The following is a 16,215-nucleotide window of genomic DNA, read 5'->3' on the forward strand; positions in this document are numbered from 1 at the left end:
CAACGAAAATGCGAGCATGAAAACAATAAAGAATATATTTTTCAGCAGTTGGTGCGCACTGCTACCTCTGGTGGTGTTCGCGGCTGATGGCGAATCCGATATGGATTCCCTGCCGGCGCTCATGCCCTACCCGCAGCAGCTCACCCCACATTCCGCCGCCCCAGAATTTATCCTGAATGGGAATAGCGCACTCTGTTTCCGCAACTCACCGAGCAACCGATTGCGCGCTGCGGAAGCCCGTTTTCGACGGCGCACCGAGCGCCAGACCGGGATTTCCCTGAATGCGGCAACGCTCTGCGATACACCCGGTGTTGCCGGCAATATTTCTGTTGTCGAACTCGCCGTCACCAGCGAAGACGCACCGAGCACGCTGGGCGAGTTGAGCCGCGCCGGGGACGCCTACCAGCTCGAAATCAATCCGCAGAGAATCACCCTGAGTGCGGACTTTGACGTAGGCATACTCCGCGGACTGCAAACACTGTCGCAGCTGCTCGGCATACAAAGGGCCAACGCGGCTTCACTGCAGCCCATGACCATCAACGACCGGCCACGCTTCCGCTGGCGCGGCCTGATGCTGGATTCAGCGCGCCACTTTTTTTTCGTGGACACGATCAAGCGCCAGCTGGATGGTATGGCCGCCGCCAAACTGAATGTCTTGCACTGGCACCTCACCGATGACCAGGGCTGGCGACTGCAAAGCCGCGCCTATCCTCGGTTGCATGAAACCGCGCCCGGCGGAAACTTCTATACCCGCGAGCAGGTGGCAGACATCGTCGCCTACGCGTTCGACCGCGGCATTGTGGTGGTGCCGGAAATCGACATGCCCGGCCACGCCAGCGCCATCGGTGTCGCCTACCCGGAACTCATGTCCGCACCCGGCCCTTATACACCCGAACACCGCTGGGGAGTGCACAAGCCGCTACTGAACCCGGCCAACCCGGCGGTCTATACCTTCGCGGAAAAAATCTTCGCAGAGGTCGCTGAACTGTTTCCATTCGAATACGTGCATATCGGCGGCGACGAGGTAAACCCCGAGCACTGGGAGGCCAACGCGGAGATCCAGCGGTTCATGCAGACGCGGCAACTGCCAGACAGCCGCGCACTGCACAATTTTTTCAACCGTCGGCTGTCGGAGATCCTCGCAGGGCTCGACCGCAAGATGATCGGTTGGGACGAAATACTACATCCGGGACTCGCGCCCGATGCCGCAGTGCAGTCCTGGCGCGGCCCCGACGCGCTCGGTGATATTGCGCGCGCGGGACACAACGCGATTCTCTCCACCGGTTTCTATCTGGACCAACCCCAGTACACCGGCTATCACTATCGCAACGCCATCATTCCCGAACCGCTGGAGTTTACGGATGTTCAGCCCGGCGAGCAGTGGCAGACCTGGCAATTCAGCGCCCCACGCAAACGGGGCAGCCCGGTCAGCGGTACGTTTACCCTGATTGAATCCCGCGAGGGAGAGCTGCGCGGTGTGATGCAATTTTCTGGCAAAGCCCCGCAGCGGCTGCGCGGGGTTGAGCGCGCTGGCCCATACACCCGTTTCAGCCTGGATACCTGGATGGGCCCGCTGCGGGCGCGGCTGCGTTTAAACAACAAAACACTCAGCGGTGAGTTTGTTGTGGGGAATGCACCCTATCACCCCGTTGGTGAACAGATCGGCGGCACGCAGGCGGAACACGAGGCACCGGTATTTTCCAGCGCTCAACACGGGCTTACGGATGTGCAGGTAGAAAATATCCTCGGCGGAGAAGCCGCACTCTGGGCGGAAATGGTGGACGAGCACACCATCGATCTGCGCCTGTGGCCGCGCACCTTCGCCGTGGCGGAGCGCCTGTGGTCAGGCGAAGACCTGCAGGATGAGGCCTTTCTGTACCGGCGCTTGCCAGTAATCGACCGGTGGGCGGAAACCGCCCTCGGCCTGCAGCATCGTTCACAGCAGGCCACCGCGCTGCACCACCTATTTCCGAAAAGCCTGCAGTCGCAGGCCCTGGCATTTTCCGCGGTGCTGGAGCCCGCCCACTACTATCACCGCCACCACGAAAAATCCGTGCACGAAACCTATTCCAGGCGCGACCCGCTGAACCGCTTCGCCGACAGTCTGCCGGTGGAGAGTATCGTGCTGCGGGAGCTGCGCGCACTCGCGGAAAGCCTGCCGCGAGATCCCACTTCAGCCATAGACGTAGAATCGCTGCAGCCCGGCCTGCTGCATCTGTGGCGCGCAGGCGTAGCCGCACAATCCCTTCGGCAGCACGCGGAGGCGCTTCCCGCGGATATTCGGAAACTGGCGGACCTGGTAGATCAGCAAATGGAACTCGGCTTTCTGATTACCGCGCGGTTTGTCGAACGGCAACCGTTCACCCCCGATGAAGAGGTGGCTGTCCGCGCACAAATTGCCTCGCTCAAGGGTATGCACGGCGAAGTTGTGCTTCCGGCTGTTTATGTGCTGGAACGTTTTATGGATCGGCTGCAGTATTCCGGACCCGGTGTGAACAACAATACGGACAAGCAACATGATTAATTTTTTCGGCGCTTCAATTCTGGCACTGGCAATCGCTGGCAGCGCGGCGGATACGCAAACCACAGACTGGATGCCGGAGAGCAGCTTTACCAGCGGTGTGGAAGGCCCGGTGGTGGGGCCGGATGGCAGCCTGTACGCGGTGAATTTTTCCCATCAGGGCACCATTGGCCGTGTTACTGAAAAGGGCCGCGGAGAAGTCTGGCTGCAACTGCCGGAAGGCAGCACCGGCAACAGTCTGCGCTTCCACAATGGACTGATGTACGTCGCCGACTACACCGGCCACAATGTGTTGCAGATCGACCCCGCCACCAGAAAAATCCTGCGCAAATTCCACAATCCGAAAATGCACCAACCCAACGATATCGCCATCGCCCAAGACGGCACCATTTATGCCAGCGATCCGGACTGGGCCAACAACAGTGGCCAGCTGTGGCGTATTTCTCCCGAGGGTGCATTCACTCTGCTGGAAAGAAATATGGGCACCACCAATGGCATTGAGCTGAGCCCCGACGGCAGGAAACTGTATCTCAATGAAAGCGTGCAGCGTCGGGTGTGGGTGTATGACGTGTTGGACAACGGCGATGTGGCCAACAAAAAACTGCTGTTGGAATTCGATGACTTCGGACTGGATGGAATGCAGACAGACGTCGAAGGCAATCTCTACATCACCCGCTACGGCGCAGGTGTGGTACTCAAGGTTTCCCCCGCTGGCGATGTGCTTTCCATCGTTCACCTGAAGGGCCAACACCCCACCAATATCGCTCTGAGTGATGATGAAAAAACCGGCTATGTAACCATGCAGAAGCGCGGCACGATTGAGCGGTTTTCTACGGCGCGCTGAGGGAGGCCGATAGCCGATGTAGCGGACTCCATTGATTAGGTGGCGGATCCGCTCGACGGCTCATTGGATCGGTGGTGATGACTCAGGGGGTGGTCACCCACTGTGCGCTCGACGTTACTTCCGCTCAACCTTCCTCTTAATCAAAGCTTTCTGGGTGTTACCCATGAACTGAGGCTCTTTCTTATCCACGCGTTGCATGGCTTCCCTTAGCTCTTTTTCCATATCGGCTTTATTTTTTGGGGAGTGGCTCATTTTTCTGCTCCTTTATCGCTCTCAGGATTTCCAGGTCATCTACTGCGCCTTCCTTCAGATGCTCCGGTTCGTCAGGGCTGTTTTCAACTGCTTCCCGATGGCGCTTTTCGATCCCGGGCAAACGCTCTTCCAAGCGCCTTTCTGCGTCTTCGAGAGCCTTTTTTATCTCGTCTTTCACGGCATTTACCTAAGTTTCAAAACACAATAATCAGGCAGGGATGGCTTGTGTGCCTGGCTCACGTAGTGGTAACCCTGCGCTTCGTAATAGGAGCGGGTTTTTATTGAGGTTGGCCGCATGATTCTGATTTCATCGGCTCCCAGCATGGCGGCATAGACCTGTGCCGCATAGGAAATCAGCTCAAACCCTTTGAACCCTAGCTTGTCGTCTTTGAATGGCGTGGATTCAATAAGGTTGATCTTTAGGCCACTACTGTGAGCGGTGGGCATACCGTATGACAGGCTCACCAGTTTCTGTCCCTGTTTGAAGGCTATATCAAAGCGTTTGAAAGCCTTTTGGTAACCGGAGTGCTCTGCCGTCCAGTGCCAATCGTTACGCCTTTTTGGCTCTTCCTGTGCCCATGAATCGGCCTGAATACAGTCCCTGTAGCTAATAGGAGTGGCGATGAATGGAGAGAATTTTTGACTTGCTCTTTTGTATAGACGGCGTCTTAGCTCACTGTAGAATTGTGCAACCTCTCCGAAATCACCAGAGAAGATAGTGTCTCTTGCAGTTGTCATACTCCCTGACTCCTCATTTCTTCCTTTATTTGGCGGAGGTTATCATATCTATCTTTGAGGAGAAGGCTCTGGCGGTCTTTATCACAAGTTGCTGTGAGAGACGTTGGGTAATAACGAAGTTGAGACTGAAGTCCCAAGAGCAATCAATACTCCGATGCTTCTAGTTAAATATTCACTCAGTACGACCTCCCAGCCAAAGCTGCAGCCCAGCCACGCGCCTTGTTTCCTTGTCCTCCAAACCTATAGCTCAGGTGTGCTTTCCGTTGTTCGCCTGACTGGCCAACACCCAACCAACGTTGCTCTAAGCGATGATGAAAAAACCGGCTATGTAACCATGCAGAAGCGCGGGGCGATTGAACGGTTTTCTACGGGGCGCTGAGGGAGGCCGATAGCTGCCGAGATTTTTGATTAAAAATTGGCCGACCCGAATCTCGGGAAACACTTTGACAAGATCGATTTCAAGCATTTATGGTAGCGGTACCATTTCGATAATAAATACGGAATACGTACCGTGAAAAGTAAGAATCTCGTGTTGCTGTCCCTGCCGTTGATCGCGCTGGGACTCTCTGCCTGCGATGGTGAATCCCCCGTTGTCGATTCCAATTCAAAGGTTTTCACCGAAGCTGGAACAGCCAGCGCGATAACGCCGGACCTGCGCCTCAACGATCGCGAATATTTCCAGGCCCCGGGGGTCAACATTCTCGCCTTCAGCAACCCGCCAGGTGGCCTCTTCTACGATGCCAAGACCAGCGGTATCGAAATCATCCAGCGCGGCGAGCGGATCGCCACCAACGGCGACCTGCGCCTGTTGCACACCCCGGAACAGTGGGATGGGATGGGTCAGTTAATTGAGCGCAGCGTTGAGCGCGAGGCAAGTCGCATCGAGGCGCGGCTGGAATATCCCGAACTCGGTTTCTCCTATCGCGTCGTCGCGCAGGCCGAGGGCGGGAAAATGGAAATCAGCGTGCAGCTGGATGAGCCTCTGCCGCAAAAGCTTGCAGGCAAAGCCGGCTTCAATATGGAATTCCTGCCGGCCAGCTATTTCGGCAAGGCGTACCTGATGGACGGCCGCGGCGGCCTGTTTCCGCGGCACCCCGGCGGTGGTATGCAGTTCGACGAGACTGGGCGCACCGAACCACTGCCACTCGCCACGGGTCACAAGCTGGTACTGTCTCCGGAAGATCCCATCAACCGCGTTGCCATCCGCAATCTCGGCGGCGACAACCCGCTGATGCTGTTCGACGGCCGCAACAAGGCGCAGAACGGCTGGTTCGTGGTGCGCAGCCTGATCCCCGCGGGGCGCTCGGGCGAGGTGGTCCGCTGGGAGCTGGATGTGCAGGCGGACCCCGACTGGATACGCAAGCCAGTGATCGGTTTTTCCCAGGCGGGCTACCACCCGGCACAGCCGAAACGGGCGGTGATCGAACTCGACAGCAATGACAAGCCGCATGACCACGCGCGGCTGTTGAAAATCGAACCGGATGGCAACAAATCCACAGTGCTGGATGCCGCGGTGGATTCGTGGGGGGAATACCTGCGCTATAGGTACGTCACCTTCGACTTTTCCACGGTCGCGCAGCCGGGGCTGTACCAGATCGAATACGGCGATCAGCTGAGTGCGCCCTTCCCCATCGATACCGCGGCACATGCCGACATCTGGCAGCCGACGCTGGATGTTTTCCTGCCGGTACAGATGGACCATATGGAAGTGCGCGAGGCCTACCGGGTGTGGCACGGCCGCTCACACCTGGACGATGCGCTACAGGCGCCAGCCGACTATGAGCATTTCGATCTCTACGCACACAATGCGCAGACCGATACAAAGTTCAAACCCTTTGAGCATATTCCCGGGCTGGATGTCGGCGGCTGGTATGATGCGGGTGACTACGATATTCGCACCCAGTCGCAATACCATACGGTGCGCGACCTGGTGCACGCCTGGGAAGAATTCGGTATAGACCGGGACAACACCACCATCAGCCAGCAGAAGCGCAGTGTGCAGATGCATCGGCCGGACGGTGTGCCGGATATCATCCAGCAGATAGAGCACGGCACCCTGGCTCTGATCGCGCAGCACCGCGCTCTCGGCCACGCCATCCCCGGTATCGTGGCCGCGCATCTGTACCAGTATCCGCATCTGGGCGACGGTTCCACCAAAACCGACAACCGCGTTTACGCCCGGGCGCTGGACCCATTCGCCGACGAGCGACGAGTCGGGAAAATGTACCTGCCTTCCACGGTTGCGCCGCCACCGGAGCGTCGGGTAATGAATACCGATGGCGAGAGGAGCGGCGAGTTCGACGACCGCTGGGCGTTTACCAGCAATACCTCAGCACTCAACTACGGCTCCGCCGCAGCGCTCGCCGCCGCCAGCCGCGCACTACGTAATTACAATGAAAAACTCGCCGATGAATGCCTCGCCACCGCAGTGCGTGTGTGGCAGTACGAACAGCAGCGCGAGCCCAATCTGTACCACTACGGCAACACCACCGGCGGACGCTTGGAGGAGGAGCAACTGGCCGCAGCCGTGGAACTGCTGATCAGCACGGAAGACGCCCAGTACGCCGCGTCCGTACACGCATTGCTGCCCCAGGTACGCGAGCGGTTTGCTTTCAACGCCGTCACGCTGGCGCAGGCGATTCCGTTGATGGATGAGGACTTCCGGGATAACATGCAGCAGCTTGCGCGCGACTACCGCGAGCAGATCCGAGCCTTCGAGCGCGAGACCCCCTACGGTGTTCCCGTTACCCGCGGCGGCTGGGCCGGTGCCGGCAGCGTAGTCGGATTCGGCAATACCAACTACTGGCTGCACAAGCACTTTCCGCACATCGTCGAAAATGATCTGGTGTTCCGCAGCCTCGACTATATTCTTGGCCGCCACCCCGGTTCGAACCTTTCTCTGGTATCGGGCGTGGGTGCGGAATCCAAACTGGTGGCCTACGGCTCCAACCGCGCGGACTTCTCGTTTATTCCCGGCGGCGTCGTGCCCGGTGTGCTGATACTTCCGCCGGATTTTCCGGAAAACAAGGAAAACTGGCCATTTTTCTGGGGGCAGAACGAGTATGTGATCACCGTCGGTGCCAGTTATATTTTCCTGGCCAATGCGGTGCAGGCGTTATTGCAGCGCGAGGATGTTTGATAGCCGATACTGGTCGGGGCGGTTGTTCGACCGGCCATGACCATACCCCAAAAAAACAAAAGCCCGGCCGCCTGTTGGCGGCCGGGCTTTTTTTAACAAACAGCGCACGCCGCATCAGAACTTCGCACGAAGCCCCAACGCGTACCGACGGTCGGTGACGAAATTCAGAGAGTCCGTACGTGTCCCTTCCTGATCCAGCTGCAACTCAGTGCGAGTCTCCGTATTCAGGATATTGCTCGCCTCCAGACCAATCTGAATATTGTCGGTGATGTTGTAGTACGCGGAACCATCGAGGAAGCCCGCCGCCTTCGCATACACCGGCGCAAACTCGTTGGAATCGCGGCGGGTTACCAGGTAATCGGAGCGCCAGTTGTACGCCAGGCGCACCGACAAATCCGCATACTCGTACATCCCCACGATGTTGTAGCTCTCATCTGAATAGCCCGGCAGCGGCAGATCTGTGAAAGCGCGGAAGCTGTTGCGGCCGTCGTAGATTGGATTGCCGTTGGTATCAAAGCGCACCGCACCCATTTGCTCGTCACTCATCGGATCATTCAGATCCTTCTGGTCAATATAGGTGTAGTTCAGCTGTACACCGAGGCCACTCCAGGCACCGGGCAGATTGTCGAAGAACTGGCTATAGGAAATCTCGAAGCCCTGTATCGAACCCTCGCCGTCGTTCGCCGGGCCGTTGAAGGAAACCGACTCGGTCACGCCGGTGCGCGGGTTGGTTACATCCGCCAGGAAGGGACGCTCGCGGAACAGGTTATCGATATCCTTGCGGAACAGCGCCAGTGCCAGAGAACCGGTATCTGAAAAATACCATTCTGTGGTCAGGTCGAGATTGAGGGCTTCTTCCGGCTCCAGGAACGGGTTGCGCGCGGTACCGTTGATCTGCACACTGCCGGGTGTGATGCCGGTAATGGGGCCGTTCTCGCCGTCGCGCTGTACTTCGTACTCCAAGGTCACGATGCGCGAGTTGCGGGTGTCCTGCAGGTTCGGGAAGTACAGACTCTGCGACGCCCCGACGCGCACAATCACATCTTCCTTTACATTCACCGCCAGGTTGAAGCTTGGCAGCACGGTACTGTAGTCGGTGCCGTCGACGGTACTCACCGCACCCTGTCCGTCGGCAAACGCCTGCAGGTTTTCACTCAGGAAGTCTGCACCTTCACCACCGGCCAGCGGCATCACCACATAACCGCTGGACGCCAACTGGTAGCTCACATAGCGCAGGCCAAAGTTACCGCGGTATGGCATTTCCAGGGTGTCGTCTGCGAAGTCGAAGCGCACATAAGCTTCCTGGCGCTTCTCGTTGGTGGAGGTGATATCGTGCGGTGCAAAGGGGCTGCCCGGTGCTACGCGACCAGCCATGTCGACCATGGCCTGGTAGCAGTTCGGGTTGCTCTGCCCAACCGGCGAAGCGCCGCCCGGGTTGGTCTCGCCGTAGGGAGCAGTGTTGAAACCTTCCTCGCAGGCGCGGCGCATGAAACTGGCGAAATCCTGCGCGGACGCCATCTTGATAAACAGAAAGTCGTCGCGACCGTCGAGAATGCCACCCTGGTAAAAGTCGCTCCAGTTCTGGCGCTCGAATTCATCGCTGATCGCGTTGTAATCACCGTTCATGGAGATGGCGGTATTCCATGGGGTATTTACCGCCCCCCAGTTGGAGTACTCGCTATCGCGCACGGTGAGATCCTTGTCGGAACGGTACACGCCGCCGCTCAGAGTACGCGCCCAGCCGTCGCCCAGTTCGTATTCCAGATCCAGCTTCACTGCGTTCATACTCGCATCGGAATCCACCGCGGTGTCCAGGGCGGTAGCCAGCAACACATCCGGGCGTGGACCATCCCAGTTGGGTGTGTAGTCGGGCTCGAACAGGCGATCGCTCAGGAACTCGATGCTCGGGCGGCTGCCGCGCAGATCCAGATACACGTCGGACACAGAGTGCTGCGCGCGGGCATTGATGCCGTTGTTGATCATTTCTTCGGTGGCGTCCACACGCTGGATATCCAGACCTACATTGAGTCGCTCGGTGGCCTGCCATTCGATATTGAAGGAGAGATCTTCAACAGAGGTTTCGGTTTCGTTGTAGCGGGAGGACAGGTGCATCGGCATTTCCGGGCCGAAGCTGATCACACCGCTGGTGAACATGTTGTTCTCATCCCAGGTTGGCATCATGTCTTCCGACACATCGGTGCGCACACGGGAATCCCACCACTGCCCCTGCGCAAAGCCCTGCGCCTGCGGGCCGATCACGTTTTCACGCCACACCAGCGACGCCTCGGAACGCAGGTATTCCAGCGTGGTGATAACGCTGTCATTCGGGCTCCGCCATTGGAGGGAGGTTGCGAAACCGGTGCGCTCGCGATCGTTCTCGGCGCTGCGCAGGGAATACTGACCAGGGGTGTAATAGACCGAGCCCGCGGGCTGATCCGGGAAGGCGACCGGACCTTCCAGCGGGGAGTCTGGTGCAGTACCTCCGATCACAGTGCCGGTAGAGTCCCAGCCAGGTGGCACATTGATATGCGCATCACCGCGGGAATAAAAGTTGGCCACGCCGATCCCATCGCCGCGGGTGGCGAGTTCGGAGTGTGAGGCAGAGACCAGGAAGCCGAAATCACCGGCGTCGGTTTCCCACACGTCACTGAACAGGCCGGAGGCCGTAGGCGTGCTCTCTTCGCGGAAGTCGCCGTAGTTGGTTTTTACGGTGCCGGCGATCAGCTGTTCATTGGTGTCAAACGGCTTGCGAGTAACCAGATTGACGGTACCGGCGATGCCACCGGCGATCATATCCGCGGTCTGGTTCTTCACTACCTCTACCGCACCCAATAATTCCGGGGAAATATCTTCGAAATTGAGGCCGCCGCTGGGGGTAGCACTGAAAGAGTCGCGACCGTTGATCTCACTGCGCACACGATCAAGGCCGCGCACCAGCACACCGGTGCCCTCGTCGGCGTAGTGGTTGGGGTCGTCGGAGGCGGCAAAGCGCTCGATACTCACGCCGGGTACCCGCTGCAGGGCCTCGGTAACAGATTTGTCCGGTAGCGCGCCGATATCCGACGCGGTGATCACGTCCTTGACGGTGTCGGCATCGCGCTTGAGGTCTTGGGCGGACTGCAGTGTTGCACGCATATCCCCGTAGACCACGACTTCCTCGACGAGCGCGTCGTCCGTGTGTGATGCCTGCGCGGCGAGTTGCCCCGGCAGCAGGCCGCAGACTGCACCACATACGGCGATGCTGAGCAGTTTCTGGTTGAATTTCCTTGGCATGGCTAACCCTCGGTGGTGTTTATCTTTTTATTCGTACGATGGCACTACCCCTGGCACTCCTTGCCCAGTACCCTCTTTTATTGTTGCGTCCTCAAAAGCCCCGCGCGGCCTCCAGTTCTGTTCCACATTTGCTTATCCACATCCGGAGGAGTGCAAAAAAAGCTCCGGGATCTCCCATAACCGGCAATTCCAACGGGAGTCCCGACTGCGAGCGATACAAGGTGAACATCAAATATGGACTGGTGATGCCAGCGCATGGAGGAAACATACCAACCGGGAAAATAACTTTCAACAAATATAATTTTAAATGTTAGATATTTTCACAGCCTGGTGTGTGGGCACCTATCGCCTGGCATCTACCGCGAAAGGTTCGCAATCTGACGCAAAAGCTCGCGGACGATGAGGCATATGCACCCTCAGCGCTTAGACTGAAGGAGCGGGTTCGGGACTGCGCCACCGGTGCACAAAACACGCCAACCAGTCGATATAGTGACGAGAGTCTCCCAAAGAACATTTACACGCCATTCGGATGGCGCCATTATGCGTAAAAGAGCGGAAAGTCTGGTGGGAATCCGATGCCAAATACCTATCTGAGAATCGATATAGTTTCCGACGTTGTCTGCCCCTGGTGCGCCATCGGCTACTACCGGCTCGCGCGCGCGCTGGAGAAATTCGGCGATCGGTTTACCGTAAATACGGTGTGGCACCCCTTCGAGCTGAACCCCGACATGCCGGAAGCCGGCGAGAACCTGCGCGATCACCTGGCGCGTAAATACCGGATTTCGGAGCAGCAGAGCAGAGAGAATCGTCAACGCCTGCAGACGCTGGCAGCAGCGGTAGGATTCGAGATCAATTTCACCGACGACCTGCGTATCTACAATACGCGCCAAGCCCACAAGCTCCTGCACTGGTCAGAGAACAGCGGCCGGCAAACGGACCTGCAGCTCCGGCTTTTCAGTGATTACTTCACCCACGGAAAAAATCTCAATCACGAGAGCGTTCTGCTGGATGCCGCTGAATCGGTAGGGTTGGATCGCGCGGAAGCCTCTCAGGCGCTACAGGATACCGCCATCGCCCGCCAGACTCTGGCGCGGGAGGAGCAGTTAGTGCTTCAGGGAATTCAGGGGGTGCCGCTGTTCATGTTCAATCACGACTACGCCATCAGCGGCGCGGAAGAAGTGGCAGCGTTTGAACATCAGCTCGAGATCATTCTGAGTAAGACGACCGCGTGATCACCGCCCCCTGAACACACACCAACTCATCCTCTCCATATCCCCGGAGGCCCTGCGGTCTCACGGCGCTGCGCCCGCATTCACTTGACACACCAGGGTAAACACCACCTCGCTGTTGGCGGGCAGGACGGGGATTACCAGACCGCCACCCACCAGCTGCGCGGGATCGATCGGCGCCACCGGACACTGGGCGCCGCCCGTGGCGCTGCAGGAGATCGTCGCCGGAGTAATGCAATCCAGGTTCGCGTCTGGGGTGTCGGTCAGTATGGCATTGGTGGTGTCCCGCGGTCCCAGGTTGTCGACGGTAATGGTGTAAGTCACGTTATCACCGGCGACGACGGTAGTGGGCTGTGCACTCTTGGTAACGGCCAGGTCCGTCGACAGTCGCTCGTTGGTAAAACGACAGGTGATCTCACTGCCCGCTGCGGTGGCAGCCGCATCCAACGTGACGGTCGCGGTGTTGATATCGACAACCGCACTACCCGCTTGCAGACCTCGGCAGGTGATGTCCGTAAGTTCAAACGTTGCGGGAATACCGGACTCGGTAATAGGGGTCGCGGTATTGGCACTGGACAGATAAAAGCTGTTGCCCCGCTGCACCTGTCCGGGGCTGGTGGTGGTAATACTCTGCTCCGGCACACCGTTGCCGCCGCTGAAAGAAAAGGTCCCTACATCCCCCTCGGATACTTTTTCAATCGTCACTTCCGGCGCGCGCCTATTCGTGTCGGTTGCGGAGTTATTACCGGGATCGGGATCGATCACGCCATCCGGTACATCCGCGCGGGCGGTATTGATGAGATCTCCGGTGTAGTCCTCCGGCACCGTAATTGTAAACAGATAGGTAATGCTGCCGCCCGCCGGCAGGTCTACTGTCTCGTTGATAGCGCCGGTGCCGGAAAGTGCGCCACAACTGGCACCGCCATTGGCGGAGCAGGTCCAGCTGGCACTGCTCACACCCGCGGGCAGCGCGTCGCTGACCGTTGCCCCCGTCACATCATCCGGGCCATTGTTGTTCACGACAATGGTGTAGGTCAGATCGGAGCCCGGCACATACAGGTCGCTATTGTCGGTTTTGGTAACCGCCAGATCCGCCTGCAATTCCCGCAGCGTATTCACGAAGGTACAGGCGAGTTGATCGCCCTGGTTCAGGGTAAAAGAAAAGTTGGTACCGCTGCCGCTGGGTGTCTGGCCACCCGCCAACCCGTTGGTGCAGGAGTAGGTCGTGGTGTAGTTGGCTAGATTGGTGGACCCGCTGCCGGCTTCCGAAAGCGTGTAGCTGCTACCCACCACCGGCTGTGATGCGGTAATGGTCGGCGACACCGCGGTGCCGGAGCCCGTGGTAGTGGCGCTGGTGCCGCCGGCACCGTTGATACTCAACTGGAACTGATCCCCCTCGGCGAACCGCCCATCCGGCAGGGATTTTTGCAAGCTGATACTGGCCTGTGGTTCCGCATTATTGGTAAAGGTGCAGACGATGTCTGCGCCCGGCAGGGTGCCGCTGCCGTCGATGGAGACCTGACGCTCATTGAGGTCCACCGTGTAATTGCCGCCCTCGGAAAGACCGGTACAGGTGATATCGGTGAGGGTAAAGCCCGGCGCAAGCGTGGGTTCCCTGACCACCACCTGCTGCCCCGCATTGACGATACTCTGCGCCGGCGCCTGTACCGCAACGCCCTCCTCCACGGTGGTGATATTCGGCGAGCCGCCGGCATTCTGCACACTGAAGAAAAAGGTGCCCACACCACCGAATGAAATCTTTTCAATCGTCAGCAATGGCTGGCGCTGGTTGGTGTCGGTGGCGGTGTTGTTGTCGGGGTTTGAATCCGTCACGCCCGCAGGTGGCGTGACCGTGGCTGTGTTAACCAGATCGCCGGGAAAGTCCCGCGGGACATTCAACGTGAAGTTGTACGTTACGCTGCCGAACACCGGGATATCCGGGGTGTCGTTCAGCGCGCCGTTGCCGTTTGCCGCGCCACAGGTGCCGCCGTTATTGCCGCTGCAGGTCCAGCTCGCTTCGGTGATTCCCGCCGGCAGTGGATCGCTCACCACCGCCTTCTCGACCGCCGCGGGGCCATTGTTGGTCACGGTGATGAAGTAGGTAACCGATTGCCCCGGTGTGTAGAGGGTTTGGAAATCGTCCTTGGTAATGGCGAGATCCGTGCTCAGTTCAAACGGCGCCGTGAAACAGTGGGAGCCATCACTGACCGAGGACGTCGGCGCATTGCCGATGTTCGATGCGCGACCGCTGTTGATGTCGAACTGGTACACATTGCCGAAGTCATCGGCACCAAACACACCGTTGCTTGCGCCCCACATGGCGGTAATCGGCGAGAAGGTGTTGGTATCACCGACGACGGTGACTGGCAGCACCGCACCCTGGGGCTCGCCCACCACATTAAAGGTGCGCAATTGACGGGTCGCGGTATCTACGGTGTACATAAGTCCGTTGTAGAACGCGAGATCGCCGGGGCTGGTGACCTGAGAGGTATCAAACAACAGCGCCTGGGTCGGGAAAGGATCCTGCAGAGTCACATCAATGCGGAAGATATTCTGCTGGGCGCCACCGGTGGTCACATACATGAAACCGTCGCTGGCGAACGTCCCTGCGACCCACTCCGCCGCGGGCAGAATATTGATGGCGACCACCTCGGAGGAACCGTCTGCACTGATCCGGATCAGAGACAGGTCACTGGAAATCGCATAGATAAAATTGTCCGCCGGATTATAGGCCGCGGCGTTGTACTGCACATTGGGCGTGTTGCCGAGGGTGGTGTAACTGAATGGACTGGTGCCGGTGTCCATCAGGATCAGATCCGTGGTGCCCGCCCCCTGATGCAGGTACATGCGGCTGTCGCAACTGCCAAAATCTTCGCGCACCACCGGGCGCAGGGTCACACTGTCGCTGTTATTGTCGAGCCTTGCCTCAAGTATGTTCGCCGGCGGTGCAGCAGACAGCCTCACCGTTTGCGGCCCCCGCGCCGTCGTCGCGGTGTCAGCCACCACGTCGAAAAAAATCTCGCCGCCATCCAGGCTTACCAGCGTGTCTATGGGGCCGAATCCCCGAGGCTCGCCGCACCGGGAGTCGCCGTCGGCGCGACAGATCCAGCGCGCACTTGCCAGCGCCGCGGGCAACTGGAACTGCACGCGCACGCCGTCCAGCAGAATGTCACTTTCTGTTCCCACCACCAGGCGGAAACTCACCGGCTCGCCGGGTACAAAACTGCGGCTGCGCAACTCTATGCGCGTGTAGATTTCTACCTGTACCGTGACGCCCCGCAGTTCGTCACCGACGCCGCTGCCGGTCAGATGTGGCAGCCCCATGCGGTAGCGGGCGGCGGCAAAATCCGGCAACGCCAACGGCGCCTCTGCGCAGCGCAGCACCTCACCGCGGACGGCATCCCAATATCCGAAAGCTTCGGGAGCCCCGGAATTCAGGTCGTAGCGGTAAACCCGGCCGCTGTCGTCATACGCAAACACCCCGTTGGCGGCGGCGGCCATACCGCGCACCGCGGGCGGGTTGTCCGTCGCGCGCCAGCGCTCAACCGGCACCTGTGCGGCGCTGCCCGAGAGATAGGACTGCACGTCAATGCGCAGCAAACCCGCGGTGCGGTCTACCGCGTACAGATAGCCGTCGAACCAGCTGAGTCCGGTGATGGCGACTGGCTCGGACAGGGTGAGGACCTGAACCGTCCCGCTCTGAGGATCGACCCGATGGATCTCCGCCACACCCTTCTCTGCGACCGGTACTACGTAATAAAAACCCCGATGATCGAAAGCGCCTCGTGCGACGGTGACGTGATGCCGCTCTCCACCCCCACCGGTAAAATGTATTTCCGAAACGCTCTGCGCCACGCCGCGACGGTCGATGCGCAATACCTCGCCGCGCGCGCCATCGCCCGCGGGGGATATTGCGTAGATGAACTGATCACCGGCGTTGTAGGCCACCGCACTCAGGCTGCCGGGCGCAACTCCGGTGCCGGCACGGTGGATTGACTGTGGAGGGGTGTTGCTATCGCCGGAATACAGCACAGGTTGGCCATTCGTATCCTCGGCGTAAAACCACAGGCGGCTGTCGCACTGGCCAAAATCTTCCTGTGCCGCGGCATGGCCGGCGAACCCGAGCGATGCCGCCGACAGCAGCAACACCCGCACGAGCCTGAGCGCGATGCACCGGCTGTGCCGGAAAATGTCTGCTGTTATCTGTTGCGCGCTCATC

At 59.0% G+C, this 16,215-nt stretch carries 8 protein-coding genes; 4 read left to right on the forward strand and 4 right to left on the reverse strand.

Translation table 11 applies throughout. The features are described 5' to 3' along the window. Window positions 1-16 precede the first annotated feature (16 nt). Both GNX18_RS10260 and GNX18_RS10265 read left to right on the forward strand, forming a co-directional pair. Window positions 17-2,524, forward strand: coding sequence for a beta-N-acetylhexosaminidase (locus GNX18_RS10260; protein WP_166217693.1), 2,508 nt, complete (start codon window positions 17-19; stop codon window positions 2,522-2,524). Next, on the forward strand, window positions 2,517-3,365 hold the full coding sequence (locus tag GNX18_RS10265; protein ID WP_166217696.1) for an SMP-30/gluconolactonase/LRE family protein: 849 nt from the start codon (window positions 2,517-2,519) through the stop codon (window positions 3,363-3,365). The genes GNX18_RS10260 and GNX18_RS10265 overlap by 8 nt, the downstream gene beginning before the upstream one ends. 229 nt (window positions 3,366-3,594) lie before the next feature. On the opposite strand, the gene GNX18_RS10270 is transcribed toward GNX18_RS10265, so the two are convergent. Both GNX18_RS10270 and GNX18_RS10275 read right to left on the reverse strand, forming a co-directional pair. After that, window positions 3,595-3,795: a hypothetical protein gene (locus GNX18_RS10270; RefSeq protein ID WP_166217699.1), complete on the reverse strand. Its 201-nt coding sequence runs from the start codon at window positions 3,793-3,795 to the stop codon at window positions 3,595-3,597. A gap of 5 nt (window positions 3,796-3,800) precedes the next feature. Next, entirely contained in the window at window positions 3,801-4,355 is a 555-nt protein-coding gene (locus GNX18_RS10275; protein ID WP_166217702.1) for a hypothetical protein, read from the reverse strand. Between the two features lie 511 nt (window positions 4,356-4,866). On the opposite strand from GNX18_RS10275, the gene GNX18_RS10280 reads away from it, so the two are divergent. Then, a complete protein-coding gene (locus GNX18_RS10280) occupies window positions 4,867-7,494 on the forward strand; it encodes a glycoside hydrolase family 9 protein (protein ID WP_240913960.1) in 2,628 nt (875 codons plus the stop codon). 114 nt (window positions 7,495-7,608) lie between these two features. Here GNX18_RS10280 and GNX18_RS10285 read toward each other — a convergent pair whose 3' ends face one another. Then, window positions 7,609-10,767, reverse strand: a complete 3,159-nt coding sequence (locus tag GNX18_RS10285; RefSeq protein ID WP_166217705.1) for a TonB-dependent receptor — start codon at window positions 10,765-10,767, stop codon at window positions 7,609-7,611. 575 nt (window positions 10,768-11,342) lie between these two features. Here GNX18_RS10285 and GNX18_RS10290 point away from each other — a divergent pair. After that, on the forward strand, window positions 11,343-11,999 hold the full coding sequence (locus tag GNX18_RS10290; RefSeq protein WP_166217708.1) for a DsbA family oxidoreductase: 657 nt from the start codon (window positions 11,343-11,345) through the stop codon (window positions 11,997-11,999). Between the two features lie 60 nt (window positions 12,000-12,059). On the opposite strand, the gene GNX18_RS10295 is transcribed toward GNX18_RS10290, so the two are convergent. Continuing rightward, window positions 12,060-16,214, reverse strand: coding sequence for a DUF11 domain-containing protein (locus tag GNX18_RS10295; RefSeq protein ID WP_166217711.1), 4,155 nt, complete (start codon window positions 16,212-16,214; stop codon window positions 12,060-12,062). Window position 16,215: the final 1 nt, after the last annotated feature.

The organism is Microbulbifer sp. SH-1 (assembly GCF_011326135.1).
GTDB classification, from domain to species: Bacteria; Pseudomonadota; Gammaproteobacteria; order Pseudomonadales; family Cellvibrionaceae; genus Microbulbifer; species Microbulbifer harenosus.

What these genes read in the sequence shown, in the direction of transcription:
- GNX18_RS10260 (WP_166217693.1), top strand. Translation starts at nt 17, where the DNA reads ATGAAAACAATAAAGAATATATTTTTCAGCAGTTGGTGCGCACTGCTA.
- GNX18_RS10290 (WP_166217708.1), top strand. Translation starts at nt 11,343, where the DNA reads ATGCCAAATACCTATCTGAGAATCGATATAGTTTCCGACGTTGTCTGC.
- GNX18_RS10295 (WP_166217711.1), bottom strand. Translation starts at nt 16,214, where the DNA reads ATGAGCGCGCAACAGATAACAGCAGACATTTTCCGGCACAGCCGGTGC.
- GNX18_RS10285 (WP_166217705.1), bottom strand. Translation starts at nt 10,767, where the DNA reads ATGCCAAGGAAATTCAACCAGAAACTGCTCAGCATCGCCGTATGTGGT.
- GNX18_RS10265 (WP_166217696.1), top strand. Translation starts at nt 2,517, where the DNA reads ATGATTAATTTTTTCGGCGCTTCAATTCTGGCACTGGCAATCGCTGGC.
- GNX18_RS10275 (WP_166217702.1), bottom strand. Translation starts at nt 4,355, where the DNA reads ATGACAACTGCAAGAGACACTATCTTCTCTGGTGATTTCGGAGAGGTT.